The sequence below is a fragment of the Weissella paramesenteroides genome (genome assembly GCF_051903945.1).
Classification (GTDB): domain Bacteria; phylum Bacillota; class Bacilli; order Lactobacillales; family Lactobacillaceae; genus Weissella; species Weissella paramesenteroides_A.
The window spans coordinates 1451168-1464216 of sequence record NZ_CP192268.1; the positions used below are offsets into that span (position 1 = coordinate 1451168).

Annotated in this window: 11 protein-coding genes and 1 other annotated feature; all 11 genes read right to left on the reverse strand. The window is 37.8% G+C overall.

What is annotated here, in order from left to right:
• The 11 genes from ACQ4QH_RS07085 to ACQ4QH_RS07135 all read right to left on the reverse strand — a co-directional run bounded on the left by ACQ4QH_RS07085 (position 1) and on the right by ACQ4QH_RS07135 (position 13041).
• Positions 1 to 219 (reverse strand): exodeoxyribonuclease VII small subunit, encoded by a 219-nt coding sequence (locus ACQ4QH_RS07085; protein ID WP_439818307.1) that lies wholly within the window; start codon positions 217 to 219, stop codon positions 1 to 3.
• Between the two features lies 1 nt (position 220).
• Positions 221 to 1483 carry an exodeoxyribonuclease VII large subunit gene (xseA, locus tag ACQ4QH_RS07090; RefSeq protein ID WP_439818308.1) on the reverse strand — a complete coding sequence of 421 codons (1263 nt, stop codon included), beginning with the start codon at positions 1481 to 1483 and terminating at the stop codon, positions 221 to 223.
• The gene (locus ACQ4QH_RS07095; protein ID WP_439818309.1) at positions 1468 to 2358 is read right to left on the reverse strand and encodes a bifunctional 5,10-methylenetetrahydrofolate dehydrogenase/5,10-methenyltetrahydrofolate cyclohydrolase; all 891 of its coding nucleotides are present in this window, start codon (positions 2356 to 2358) and stop codon (positions 1468 to 1470) included. Before ACQ4QH_RS07095 ends, xseA begins: the two co-directional genes overlap by 16 nt.
• Before the next feature lie 177 nt (positions 2359 to 2535).
• Positions 2536 to 3081, reverse strand: coding sequence for an ECF-type riboflavin transporter substrate-binding protein (locus ACQ4QH_RS07100; RefSeq protein ID WP_439818310.1), 546 nt, complete (start codon positions 3079 to 3081; stop codon positions 2536 to 2538).
• Between the two features lie 98 nt (positions 3082 to 3179).
• Positions 3180 to 3674, reverse strand: a complete 495-nt coding sequence (locus ACQ4QH_RS07105) for a hypothetical protein (RefSeq protein ID WP_439818311.1) — start codon at positions 3672 to 3674, stop codon at positions 3180 to 3182.
• Between the two features lie 312 nt (positions 3675 to 3986).
• Complete coding sequence (locus tag ACQ4QH_RS07110) at positions 3987 to 4715, reverse strand: glucosamine-6-phosphate deaminase (protein ID WP_439818312.1); 729 nt, start codon at positions 4713 to 4715, stop codon at positions 3987 to 3989.
• Between the two features lie 205 nt (positions 4716 to 4920).
• Complete coding sequence (thrS, locus tag ACQ4QH_RS07115; protein WP_439818313.1) at positions 4921 to 6900, reverse strand: threonine--tRNA ligase; 1980 nt, start codon at positions 6898 to 6900, stop codon at positions 4921 to 4923.
• Positions 6901 to 6983: 83 nt separating this feature from the next.
• Positions 6984 to 7186, reverse strand: a binding site (T-box leader).
• A gap of 44 nt (positions 7187 to 7230) precedes the next feature.
• Positions 7231 to 7692 carry a flavodoxin domain-containing protein gene (locus tag ACQ4QH_RS07120; RefSeq protein WP_439818314.1) on the reverse strand — a complete coding sequence of 154 codons (462 nt, stop codon included), beginning with the start codon at positions 7690 to 7692 and terminating at the stop codon, positions 7231 to 7233.
• Between the two features lie 28 nt (positions 7693 to 7720).
• Positions 7721 to 9748 (reverse strand): DNA mismatch repair endonuclease MutL, encoded by a 2028-nt coding sequence (mutL, locus tag ACQ4QH_RS07125; protein WP_439818315.1) that lies wholly within the window; start codon positions 9746 to 9748, stop codon positions 7721 to 7723.
• A 15-nt stretch (positions 9749 to 9763) separates the two neighbouring features.
• Positions 9764 to 12400, reverse strand: coding sequence for a DNA mismatch repair protein MutS (gene mutS / locus ACQ4QH_RS07130; RefSeq protein ID WP_439818316.1), 2637 nt, complete (start codon positions 12398 to 12400; stop codon positions 9764 to 9766).
• Between the two features lie 95 nt (positions 12401 to 12495).
• Positions 12496 to 13041 carry a YceD family protein gene (locus tag ACQ4QH_RS07135; protein ID WP_439818317.1) on the reverse strand — a complete coding sequence of 182 codons (546 nt, stop codon included), beginning with the start codon at positions 13039 to 13041 and terminating at the stop codon, positions 12496 to 12498.
• Between the last annotated feature and the right edge of the window lie 8 nt (positions 13042 to 13049).

Below are 13049 nucleotides of genomic sequence, written 5' to 3' on the forward strand. Positions count from 1 at the left end.
TTATTCTCCGTTACCAAAGTTACTGATGCTACCATCCTCATTGACAATTTTTGCGAGATTTGTCTCAGCATTTTGTAACGTTTTTTGTAAATCTTGGCTAATTTTAATGCCAATTTCGAATTGCTTTAACGCCTCCTCTAGAGGTACATCACCTTTTTCTAACTCACTAACAATTTTCTCTAAGGTTGCTAGGTTTTCTTCAAATGTTTTCTCTGCCATTTTACTTCTCTTTCTTTCCCGTAACCCGTGCAAGAATTTCGCCGTCTGATACTTGAATTGCAATATTATCATCCAACGTAACTTGGTTTAATTGCCGCACTACTTCTGATTCCTTTTTTGTCACACTATAACCACGAGCTAAAATAGCCAATGGACTTACCAGCTGTAAACCAGCTGCAGCTTGTTCAAAGCGTTGCTGCGCCTGCTTCATTTCATGATCCATGCTCATTTTTAATCGGGGTTCCAGTGTGGCTACCTGTTGTTTTTGCTGATTGATTTGTAACGATACCGTCCGAATTAATTTATCTTGCGCAATGTCCAGACGTTGTAGATATCCTTCATATAGTCGTTCAGGGTTGGTTAACACGTAACTTTGTTGTAACCGTGACAGATAATCTTTCCGTTGCGCAATTTCGCGTTGCAGGATCATCACTAATTTTTGTTGGTCTTGTTGGATAGCTAACCATAAATCTGCTAATGGCATCGGTGTTGCTAATTCGGCAGCAGCAGTTGGCGTAGCTGCTCGTTTATCAGCGATAAAATCAGCGATGGTCGTATCAGTTTCATGACCGACAGAGCTAATTACCGGAATTTTTACCGTCAGTAATTGCCGCGCAAGTTTTTCATCATTAAACGCCCACAAATCCTCAATTGATCCCCCACCACGTCCAATAATCAGGACGTCATAATCACTAGATTGATTAACCGCATCAATTTGCTGACATAGTGATGGCACTGCACCATCTCCTTGGACAACCGCTGGATATAGCACAATTTCAGCAATTGGATAGCGTCTTTGTACTGTGGTCATAATATCACGAATAACCGCCCCACTTGGGGATGTAATTACCGCAATTTTTCGTGGAAATAACGGTATCTTAGCTTGTCTTGCTTGAAATAAACCTTCTTTTTCTAATTTCTCTTTTAATTGCTCATATGCTTGATATAATGCCCCAACGCCATCTGGTTCAATTGTTTCAATGATCAAACTATAGGAACCATTGGGTGCGTAAAGATCCATATGTCCAGTAACATTAACTTTCATCCCTGGTTCAAGTTGAAACTTCAAACGATTAAAAGCCGACTTAAACATTGTTGCTGAAACAACGGCTTGATCATCCTTAATTTTAAAATATTGATGACCAGGTCGTTGGCGATAATTTGATATTTCTCCAGTCACATAGACTTTCTTTAAATATGGATCAGCTGTAAACTTACGCTTTAAATAGGCTGTTAATGCTGAGACTGTTAAATATTCTGCCATCCTTGCTCCAATTCTATTTGGTGATGCTCAGCTGCAAGTTCGACGGTTGTTTGCAATAATGTAGCAATAGTCATCGGACCAACGCCACCAGGAACAGGTGTAATTGCACCTGCCACCTTCTCAGCAGTACCAAAATTCACATCTCCAACTAATTTATTATTTGGTAACCGGTTAATCCCCACATCAATAACCACGGCTCCTGGTTTCAAATCAGCTCCCATTACCAAATCTGGGACACCAGTTGCGACCACAACAACATCTGCTGTAGCTAATAATTCACGACGTAATGCGGCTGGTGTGTACCGATGAAGTAACGTGACACTTGCATCTGCCGCTTGTAATAAGGCAAACATTGGTCGACCGACTAAAATTGATCGACCAATAACTACTGCATGTTTATTTAGCAGATCAATTTTTTCATGCTTTAACATTGTCATAATGCCCCGCGGTGTATTAGCAATGGGATAATATCCTGCTTGATTAGCATATAAACGACCCACATTTTCAGGATGGAAGCCATCAACATCTTTACTTGGAATGATTGCTTCTTGAACTTTTTGTTCATTGATTTGTGATGGTACAGGACTTTGTACTAAAATCGCATCGATTGTATCATCCGCATTCAATTCAGCTACCTTATCCAAAATTTCTTTTTCTGTAGCTGTGCTTGGATATTTAAAAGTTACAGCATGAACGCCAACTTTATTAGCCGCACGTTCTTTGTTTCGTACATAAATTTCACTAGCCGGATCATCACCTACCAAAATCACCGCCAAGCCAGGAATAACTGATTGTTCTTTTAAAATAGCAGTTTGTTCTGAAACTGCAGACCGTAACTGCTTAGCAATTGCTTTACCATCAATAATCTTTGCCATATCATCCTCGCTTTTATTCATTCTTGTGCATAAATTTTATCACACAATTACTTTTTTCACCATGTACAATTAAAGACAAAAAGCGAATGAATCGCCTATTCTTAACGGTTCATTCGCTTTTTATCTTTATTATATAACGTGGATTTAACTAATTGATGATGTGCATAAATATCAAGACTAATCAACAGCATAATGCTGGTAAATTTTAAACAAGATAGTGCCAACAATTGCAATCGCTAAGAAATTCACAACAACAATTAATCCACCTTCTTTCATTGATTCAATCAATGAAAGGTTATAAACCCAATGATCTCCTAAAGGTGCAATAATCAGCCAGGCAACTACATTGGCAACTAATTGCCAAACATTAAATAACACTAACTTTCGTGTTGTTAATTTTCCAATAAAAATCGCTAATCGACGGGTAATCAGTCCTATGAATAATCCAAATAAACTATCTGCAATCGTCCAAGTCCACCACACGGTCGACGTTGCACTATTAGTCAGCACATCACTAGTTGCATGTCCGATAAAAGCGGTCACTGCGCCTGATACGGGACCAAATATCGCAGTTACTAACGATAACCATGCTGGTGCCAAAGTCGCATTGTCTTTGGTATCACCAATTTGTACTGCTAAGTATTTAAACAGAATTATGAAAACAATAATACTAATGATCGTACCAATCACTTTATGTGATGCAATAACATTATGTTTCATCATTTAATTCCTCCAATGTGACAAAAGGGAACAACATAATATGCCCCACAAACTCAAAAATTTATCTCACCCTTTTATGACCAAACTAATAATCACATCCGTCAGTTTGATTCGTCATGATCTGCTTGGTCGACTGAATTTTTCTCAGCGTCTGCTGCTGTTTTATTTTGATTAATAATTTCGATTTGTTCATTGAAAAATGATGCTATTTTTTCTTCAACAGAAGCCGCATCGTCTAAAAATGATTGTACCGAAGCTGCTTTTTTAATAATTAAATGCGACTTAGTAACTAGTGGATGTTCCACAATCATATACAATGACACTTCCGTTTCTGGATCATTGATGACAATTTTACGAATTGCATTCGTATAACGAATTGGCAAATTAATTAGACTTGTTTCCAAACGTAAACTAATTGGTTCTTCTTCATTGATTAATACTTCTGCGCTAAATAATTGATTTTCAGCTGTTGCCTTTTCGACAAAAGCAAATAAATCATCCAGGGCAATCGTTGCTTGGTCTGCAGCTTCAAACGTCTTTTTTGTATATGTTTCTTCAGTTAAGACCTCAATGAAATCATTTCCTGTCATTTCCATGGGTTAACCCCTCTTCTCTAACTTTATATACAAGTTTAGCACATGGACCATGTTTTACACTAGCCACCATCTATACGGGCAAGCGAATAATGATCTTTTAAATTCAGACATCAGTAGTTAATATTTTGAAAGCATACAGACATCAGTATAGAAATAAGAAACAATTATATAAGTAGAGCCGTTGATCCAGTAAACAAAAAGTTCTGAAAAGAATTTGTTTCAAATTCTTTCCAGAACTAATCTTAGATTGTTTTTGCTAAAAACGTCTTAATTATAGTCATAAAAGTTTTATGAATTATAAGCCTATAATTTTTACAGTACCGCGATATTTTCACGATTCTTAATTTTTGAAGCAGCTGCGTGATCAACAATTACGGTCACATCCGCATGCGTTTGTAAAGCACTTGCTGGCATATCTTCCGTCACTGGACCTTCAATCATAGCTGCAATAGCATCGGCTTTATTTTCTCCGTAAGCAACTAGTAGAATTTTCTTAGACTTTAAAATACTACCAATTCCCATTGAAATTGCACGACGAGGCACTTCATTTTCATTCGCAAAGAAACGTGCATTAGCCGCAATGGTTGATGGTGTTAAATCAACTGCATGTGTTTGACTATCAAATGGTGTTCCAGGTTCATTAAATCCAATATGACCATTTTGACCTAGACCCAATAATTGTAAGTCGATTGGGTGATTAGCAATAATATTATCATAACGCACTGTCTCTTCAGCAATGTTTTCAGCCAAGCCATTAGGTACATAGCTTTCTTTAAATGGTTTTGCATTGAATAAATTTTGGTTCATAAAATAACGGTAACTTTGATCATGAGTACCCGCTAAACCTTGATATTCATCTAAATTAATTGAAATTTTATCTGAAAAATCAACATCACTAGCAACCAATTCTTGATAAATTGAAATTGGTGTTGAACCTGTTGCTAATCCAAACACTTGCGCATTATCTGCCAATGCTTCTTTAAAGATATTAAATCCAGCCTTTCCACCTGCTTGTTGGTCTTTTACTTCAATAATTTTCATGATTACACTCCATTTATAACGTTTTGGTATAGACCAATAATATACCAATCCCGTTAAAATTGCAATCAAAATACTTAGAAAAAATTAAAAGAGCTTGGAACGAAAAAATGTTCCAAACTCTTCTTACTAAAATTGTATGAATTATAAATCTGTAATTTTATAGCATAAACGCGTTCAAAAAGTCTGAAGCCTCAATGCAACGCAATTATTCGCCTTTAACTGCTTTTTCAAGTGTGTCTAGTGCACGTGAATGATTAGCAATATCAGCAAGCAAGTCTGTCTCAAATTGATCAACCGACTTAACACTAGTATCACGTGAACCGAAACGACGAACCGTCACTGTATCATTTGATACTTCTTCATCCCCAATAACAAGGGTGTATGGAATCTTTAATGATTGTGCGTTACGAATTAAGTAGCCTAATTTTTCATTACGACCATCATAATCAGCACGAATACCTTGCTTAACCAAACGATCCGTCAACGTTTGTGCAAACTCACCGTGTGCTTCACGGTTAACTGGGATAATACGTACTTGATGAGGTGCTAACCATGTTGGGAATGCCCCCTTGTACATTTCAGTTAGGTATGCGGTAAAGCGCTCCATCGTTGAAATAATACCACGGTGAATCATCACTGGACGGTGCAATTCACCATCTGATCCAACATATGTGACATCAAAACGTTCTGGTAATAGGAAATCAAGTTGAATCGTTGATAACGTTTCTTCACCACCTAGGGCTGTCTTGATTTGGACGTCTAACTTTGGACCGTAAAAGGCTGCTTCACCTTCAGCTTCAAAGTATTCTAAGCCCATATCATCCATAGCACCTTTCAACATATGTTGTGCTTTTTCCCACATTTCGTCATCATCGAAATACTTTTCCGTATTTTTAGGATCACGATATGATAGACGGAAACGATAATCAGTAATGTCAAAGTCTTTATAAACATCAACCATTAACTGCAAAATTTTCTTAAACTCATCCTCAATTTGATCAAGCATCACAAAAGTGTGACCATCATTTAGCGTCATTTCACGAACTCGTGATAATCCAGTCAAGGCACCTGACTTTTCGTAACGGTGCATCATACCAAGCTCTGCCACACGGAATGGTAAGTCACGATATGAACGTTGATGGTGCTTGTACACCATGATATGTGATGGGCAATTCATTGGACGCAATTCTAAGAATTCCCCGTCTCCCATATCCATTGGTGGGAACATATCATCACGATAGTGGTCCCAATGACCAGATTGTTTGTATAGATTTAGATTTGACAAAACTGGCGTATAAACATGTTGATAACCGTCTTGAACTTCACGGTCGACAATGTAACGTTCTAATGTGCGACGAATTGCTGCCCCATTAGGCATCCATACTGCTAGTCCTGAACCAACCTCTTGTGATGTAAAGAATAGATCCTGATCAGCACCAATCTTACGGTGATCACGCTCTTTAGCTTCCGCACGACGCTTCATTTCAGCATCTAAGTCATCAGCATTCCAAAATGCGGTTCCATAAATACGTTGTAGCATCGGATTAGATGACTTCCCACGCCAATAGGCACCAGCAACAGATGTCAACTTAAAGTGCTTGATCCAGCCAGTTGATGGCACTAAACCACCACGGTCTAATTCAACATGTTCTCCTTGAACTGCAATTGAAATATGTTCATCAGCTGGCAAGTCATTAATTAATTCAATCTTGTATGGATCATTTTTAAACATCTCTAAAGCTTCATCGCGACTAATCTCACGAGAAACAATTGGCAAATTTTCTTTGACAATACGCTTCATCATTTTTTCAATTTCTGGGAATTGATCAACTGATATTTGATTACCTTCAACCTTGTCCGTATCATAGTAGAAACCGTTCGCGATAAATGGTCCAACACCATAATGAATTTGGTCTGGGTACAGACGATTCAAGGCCTGCGCCAACAAGTGTGAAACAGAATGACGAAGTAGTTGTAATCCTTCTTCATCATCTTTAGTAATTAATTCAAAATTACCACCTGTTGTCATTGCATCATTCATACCTACATATTGGCCATTAAGTTTTCCAGAAACTGCTTTCTTAGCCAATGATGAGGAAATGCTTTTTGCAATTTCCAATGGTGTGACATTTACTGGAAATGACTTTTCCGCACCATCTGGAAATGTAATTTGTACATCTGCCATAATTATTTCTCCCTTAATATCTGTTGTCGATTCAATCACATCATTCATAAACAAAAAGCGCCCCGTCATCAGAACTTTTCTGATAACGGGGCGCTTGTACGCGGTACCACCCGAATTCATAACAGCATAACTGCTACACTCATAGCCCTTAACGCGGGAAACGTTGCCATTTATATCACAGCACACTCGGAAATAGTACCGCCTAACTTATGTTGCCAACTTACACCAACATTGGCTCTCTTTTAACATAACTTGTCAAGCGACATGTTTTCTTCAACGTTTTTATATTCGACTATTATTATACCCGAAAAGTTTAAAAATAAAAGGATTTTATTTTTCTTGTTGTTTTGCGGTCACAATAAGTTGCTTTGTGAAGGTCTGCAATGCTTCGGTGGCAGCTGCATCTGGGCTCAAATTGACTTTCACTCCCTTGGCCCCCTTGGTTGCACCAGTTTTCTCAAATTGTTGTTCAAATTTATCGATGGCGACAGCAAAATCATCCCCATAAAAATCATCACCTGACCCGGAAACACCATAAACAATGCCACTTAAATCTGTATCAACTAAGTCCTCATAGAAGTCAAGTGCTTCATCAGGTAGTGAACCTTTATCAAACGTGTATGGCACCACAACAACAATATCCGTATCTGTGCTTGAAATATCCTGTGGATCAATCAATTGAATATCTTCCTTAGTTACTGCAACAGATTCATTTTTAAATGTATCCACAATAACATCTGCAACATCTTCATTATTACCAGTAATCGTTGCAAAAAAAACTCTGGCTCGCATATACTTTTCCTCTTACTTATCTATTAAATTAAAATGGGTGATTATCATATTCAACCCATGATTCATGAGAATCCTGAATTCGCTTAAACATTTTTTCCATATCTGTATTTGTGAATGAAACTAATACTGGGCGTCCATGTGGACAATTATATGGATTTTGAGCTTGTGCCAATTGCTTTAATAAACCACGCGCTTCATAGTCGTTTAAAGCCCAATTTGCTTTGATTGACCGTTTGCACGACATCATGATTGCTGTTTTTTCACGAAAATCCTTTGTTGTGATATTACCATCACGTAATAACCAGTCAACCATCTCACGAATCGTCGCTTCCTCTTGCCCCTTTTCGATCCAGGCAGGATGTTCACGCACAATTACTGCATCATCCCCAAATGATTCTAGATTTAAACCCACTTGTTCAAGCTGACTAGCATGTGCCTGTATTTTTAAAATGTCTATTTTCGGATATGTCAGTACAATCGGTACCAATAATTTTTGACTTTCTAAACCGACCTTACCGATTTCTTCACGATAATATTCATATTTAATTCGTTCTTGAGCTGCATGCTGATCAACAATATAAAAGCCTTCTGGCGATTGTGCAAATAAAAATGTACCATGCATCTGACCAATATATTGCAAATCAGGGAATGGTTTGTCGTGCCGACTATCATCGACTAAATCAGTATTTGTGAATGATAAACTAACCTCTTCTGCAGCCACAGGATCTGCCGCTTCAGTAAATGGCAGACTAGGTGTTTCAGCTGTATACTTTGCAACAAAATTTTGGACTGATTTTTCGGCTAAATCTTGAGATTTGGTAATCACAATTGGTACAACCTCATCATTTTGTATTTGAGATGTACTTAAATCAGGGTCATTAGTTATCGGTATTTCTGGTATCTCAATCTCATCACTACTTATATTTTGCAGACTATGACCTGTTTCCTGATGAAAAGTGACAGAAGCTTCTTGTAACTGGGTCATAAATCGGTCATTATCATGCTCTGGTACGACATAACTATCGTGGTTTCCTTGCATATAATTTTCATAAGCATTAGGAATGAGATTTTCGTTAACAAATCGCTGAACAACCATTTCTTCTATCAAAGACATCAATTGGGTTTCTTTAGATAAACGAACTTCATGTTTTTGTGGATGGACATTGACATCAACTAATAATGGATCCATTTTAATTTGTAAAATTGCGATTGGAAATCGTCCCACCATTAACTTTGATCCATAGCCTTTAACAATGGCTTTGCTTAAATTATAATTTTTAACAAATCGCCCATTGATTAAGATAGAAATATATGATCGGTTAGCCCGAGTTAACTCTGGTAAAGAAATAAATCCATTTATTTCAAAATCATTGTCATGGGCAGCAACTGATAACATTTTACGTGCTTGTTGCACGCCATATACACTAGCGATGACTTGCTGTAAATTGTCGTTGCCTGCTGTCTGTAATAACTCTTTACCATTATGAACCAAATGAAAGGCAACATTCGGATAACTCATTGCTAAACGATTGATGACATCGACAATCTGGGATAACTCTGTTGCCTGTGACTTTAAATACTTTAACCGCGCTGGGGTATTAAAAAACAAATCCGACACAGTGATATCTGTTCCTTGTCGTGCATTCATGCCGGTTTCCTCAATTATTTTACCACCATGATAATGAATCTTAGCTCCTTGTTCAGCATCGGCCGTTGCTGTTTGTAGAACAACATCTGCAACTGACGCAATGGAAGGTAATGCCTCACCTCGAAATCCCAGTGACTGCACACGGAACAAATCTTGTCTTGAGTTGATTTTTGATGTAGCGTGTCTTAAAAAAGCACGTGCAACTTGATTGCCAGGAATACCATCCCCATTGTCAATTACACGAATTGATTTAACACCAGCCTCTTCAACTAACACGTCAATTTGTGTTGCATGAGCATCCAAGGCATTTTCGACTAATTCTTTAACAACAGATCCCGGCCGTTCAATGACTTCACCAGCAGCAATTTGATTTGCAAGGATTTCCGATAATTCATGAATTTCAGCCATACGTCTTTCTCCCATTTATTGTACTGTTTGCTGCCACTCATTTAATTTCATCAACGCCTCTAATGGCGTCATGGTTGCAACGTTAATGTTTTTCAACTCATCAACAACTTGTTTCGTTTCAAGGTCAATTGGATCAGGCAAATCAAACAAAGCTAGTTGTGCATTATCCGTTGATTTTTTCTCATGTGGTGTTTTTTCAGCATCTGTTACCATCGCTGTGGTGGTATCAGCTAATTGTGTTACCGGCATAGGTGCAGTTCTTAACGACACGTCCTGCGATTCTAAATTGGCTAAAATTTTAGCAGCACGCTTAATCAATGTTTCTGGTAATCCAGCTAACTTTGCGACGTTGATACCATAACTTTGATCAGCCGGTCCGGGCAATACCTTATGTGAAAAGATTAATTCACCATGCTCCTCGGTTGCACCAACATGTACATTACGTAACGCGGTCAATTCATCAGCCAGTGCTGTCAATTCATGATAATGGGTTGAGAATAGGGTCTTTGCTTGAGTATGTTGATGAACATACTCAATAATAGCTTGCGCTAGAGCCATGCCGTCATAGGTTGCAGTTCCTCTTCCTAATTCATCAAATAATATTAAAGAGTGTTTTGTGGCGTTCTGTAAAGCTGTATTTGCCTCAGCCATTTCAACCATAAACGTAGAATTTCCTGAGATCAAATCATCTGCAGCACCAATACGCGTAAAGATTTGATCAAAAATTGGTAACGTTGCTTCACTAGCTGGCACAAATGAACCGATTTGAGCCATCACAACAATTAGCGCTAATTGACGCATATATGTTGACTTTCCAGACATATTTGGACCAGTAATCAATAAAATTGTATCATCGGGTTGCATATCCACATCATTAGCAACATAAGATTGATGACCTAACACCTTTTCAACCACTGGGTGTCGACCATCTTTAATGGCAATGGTTTGTTCATCAGTCAAAGTTGGTCGAACAAAATGATATTTTTCAGCAACTGTTGCTAAAGACTGGATCACATCCAATTGTGCTAAATTGGCTGCTAGTGTTTGAATCCGTTGAATATTGTCTTTAATAATTTGGCGTACCTTTGTAAATAACTGATATTCCAATTCACTTGATTTTGATTCCGCTTCCAGAATCATTTGTTCACGTTCTTTTAATTCTGGCGTAATAAATCGTTCAGCATTAACCAAGGTTTGCTTGCGTGTATATCGCTCTGGATCCAACTTTGAAATATTAGCCTTTGTTACTTCAATATAATAACCAAAAACCTTATTAAAGCCAATTTTTAGTGAATTTATGCCTGTCTCTTCACGTTCATGTGCTTCTAACTCCGCTAGCCAACTCTTACCATTCGTCATGATATCACGATAACTATCTAGTTGTTCGTCATATCCCGCACGAATAACGCCACCATCAGTTACTGAAATTGGTGGTTCATCTGTAATTGATTCACTAATTAACATTTCAATGTCTGCTACCGGATCAATTTGTGAATGAAGTTCACCAAAAATTGCTGGATCAAGATCCGCTAAAATAGCTAAGATATCCGGAACTTGACGCAATGAGTTACGTAATTGTAATAAATCACGACCATTCGCTGTGCCATAAGCAACGCGACCGGCTAATCGCTCTAAATCATATACTGATTGTAAAGCTTCTTGTAATGCTGAACGTCCAAAGAAATCTTCAATTAACTCTCCAATTTTGTCGTAACGCTGCGTTAAGTTGTCAGCATCCAGCAATGGTTGCTCCAACCATTGTTTAAGTGCCCGTCCCCCCATTGCGGTTTTGGTTTCATCTAATAGCCACAACAAGGTCCCCGAACGTTGTTGTGTTCGCAAATTAACAGTTAACTCTAAATTTGCACGTGAATGTCGGTTCATTTTTAAATATTGCGCCACTTCATATGCGGTAGCTTGCTGCAAATGATCTAATGATCGTTTTTGTGTATCAAACAAATATTGCAACAAGGTTTCAGCTGCTGTTTTTTGTGCTGTCTTTGTCAAATGCTGTGTTAAAAAAGCAATCTCCGCATGTTCACTAGCTTGTTGATCAATTTTCGACACCAAAATTCCCAAGTTAGTTAAACTAGCTTGTAAATCACTCGGTAACTCATTGGCTGTCACAACTTCTTTAGTTTCTAAGCGACTAATTTCATTTAAAATGCCATTAACACTTTGTAAATCTGTTGCCTTAATTTCACCAGTTGATAAATCAGTATAAGCTAGCCCATAATCATCCGGTTTCGTTGTTGCTAACCCAACTAAATAATTATTTTCCTTTGCCGCATCAGCTGTGGTCTTCATTCGCGTTCCTGGCGTAACTAATTGCACAACTTCACGCTTAACCATTCCTTCTGCGTCTGCTGGATTCTCCATCTGCTCAACCACAGCAACTTTATATCCCTTATCAACTAAAATATCAATATAGTTTTGGGCAGCATGATGTGGCACACCTGCCATTGGGATCGGTTGTGCAGAATTTTTATTGCGTTGTGTTAATGTTAATTCGAGAATTTGTGATCCAACAATTGCATCCTCATTAAACAACTCATAAAAATCTCCCAGACGATAAAATAAGAAGGCATCCGGGTACTGTGCTTTTATCTCGTTGTATTGTGCCATCATCGGAGTCGTTTTTGATTTAGCCATTCTAAAGCAATCCTTTCTCTAACAAACAAGACCAGAACACGATTTGCTCTGGTCTTGTCCCTATTATATGTTTATCAACAAACAATTACCAAGATTTATTTTTCATCATCTTTAAATAGATCAGCTAAACCTGACAAAGGTGTATTTTGTTGTTTGGTTTCTTGTTTTTGGTTTTCATACGTTTCTTCTGAAATGACTGACCAATCTTTACCAGCAGGCATTGTATTATTTCTTGCCTCTTCATCAGTCAAAACTTGTAGTGGAATTGATAGGACAATATATTCAAGAATAGCTTCATCAAAATTAATTTTACCATCATCAACTAAAATCACTGATTCTTCATCACCGTAGCGATCTTCATGCTGCTTATCTTGAATATAAATCTCATCAATATCCAAATCAATTGGCAATGTAACTGGCTGCAATGATCTTGTTGAAGGTGTTACCAGCTCTCCTGTTACATGCGCATGAATAAAGACGTCATCATCTTCGGATTGTGCAAAACCAGATACAGTTACTGGCGTTATATCCTTGATCACATCACCAAATTTACTTAACAAGTCTTCCTTAAGCGTCACGGTTTCATTAAATGGTAATGGTTCATCTTTATAAGTTTGTAATTCTGAAAATTGCCACTTCATATACTTGT

Bases quoted from the DNA above. Each gene is read 5' to 3' on its own strand.
- ACQ4QH_RS07085 (WP_439818307.1), bottom strand. From the start codon at position 219: ATGGCAGAGAAAACATTTGAAGAAAACCTAGCAACCTTAGAGAAAATT.
- xseA (WP_439818308.1), bottom strand. From the start codon at position 1,483: ATGGCAGAATATTTAACAGTCTCAGCATTAACAGCCTATTTAAAGCGT.
- ACQ4QH_RS07095 (WP_439818309.1), bottom strand. From the start codon at position 2,358: ATGGCAAAGATTATTGATGGTAAAGCAATTGCTAAGCAGTTACGGTCT.
- ACQ4QH_RS07100 (WP_439818310.1), bottom strand. From the start codon at position 3,081: ATGATGAAACATAATGTTATTGCATCACATAAAGTGATTGGTACGATC.
- ACQ4QH_RS07105 (WP_439818311.1), bottom strand. From the start codon at position 3,674: ATGGAAATGACAGGAAATGATTTCATTGAGGTCTTAACTGAAGAAACA.
- ACQ4QH_RS07110 (WP_439818312.1), bottom strand. From the start codon at position 4,715: ATGAAAATTATTGAAGTAAAAGACCAACAAGCAGGTGGAAAGGCTGGA.
- thrS (WP_439818313.1), bottom strand. From the start codon at position 6,900: ATGGCAGATGTACAAATTACATTTCCAGATGGTGCGGAAAAGTCATTT.
- ACQ4QH_RS07120 (WP_439818314.1), bottom strand. From the start codon at position 7,692: ATGCGAGCCAGAGTTTTTTTTGCAACGATTACTGGTAATAATGAAGAT.
- mutL (WP_439818315.1), bottom strand. From the start codon at position 9,748: ATGGCTGAAATTCATGAATTATCGGAAATCCTTGCAAATCAAATTGCT.
- mutS (WP_439818316.1), bottom strand. From the start codon at position 12,400: ATGGCTAAATCAAAAACGACTCCGATGATGGCACAATACAACGAGATA.
- ACQ4QH_RS07135 (WP_439818317.1), bottom strand. From the start codon at position 13,041: ATGAAGTGGCAATTTTCAGAATTACAAACTTATAAAGATGAACCATTA.